Genomic DNA, 609 nt, shown 5'->3' with positions numbered 1-609 from the left:
GCGTGAGCGATAACGCCGGTAATACCACCACGGTTAGTGAAACCGCAACACTGAACACCACCGCGCCAAGCATTAGCATTAATGCCTTGATAGATACCAACGACACCACACCCACTATTAGCGGAACAAGCGATGCAGTCGATGGCACCACGATTAGCTTAACGTTTGAAGACAGTGCAGGGAATATTACGACTGTTGATACGACTGTAACAGGTGGCGTCTGGAGTGTTGATGCCCCGAGTGCTTTAGCTGAAGGCGAATACACGGTCACCGCAGAAGTAGAGGATGGCCTAGGGAATATCGGCAGCGCGAGCGAAACTGGCGAGATTGATTTAACCCCGCCCAGCCTTGTTATTACAGATAACGGCGTTAGCAACGACACAACACCGACGATCTCCGGCACGAGCGATGCACCACAAGGCAGCGAAGTCACAATTGTTGTGACAGACAATGCCGGGGTACAGCAAACCATTACTGCCACAGTGGGCGCAAGTGGTACATGGTCAGTCCCTGTTACAACAGTGCTTGCTGAGGGCAGCTACACAGTAAGTGCAAGCGTAAGCGATGCCGCTGGCAATGAAGCCACAGCCTCTGGCTCAGGTGAAGTAG

The 609-nt window shown here is 52.7% G+C and carries 1 protein-coding gene; it reads left to right on the top strand.

The window, feature by feature from the left end:
* Window positions 1–609, top strand: a 609-nt coding sequence (locus tag AN391_RS19840) for an Ig-like domain-containing protein (RefSeq protein WP_200910109.1), incomplete at both ends; no start/stop codon positions are given.

The organism is Pseudoalteromonas sp. P1-13-1a, assembly GCF_001401875.1.
GTDB lineage: Bacteria > Pseudomonadota > Gammaproteobacteria > Enterobacterales > Alteromonadaceae > Pseudoalteromonas.
This window is presented reverse-complemented; position numbering and strand designations above follow the sequence as displayed.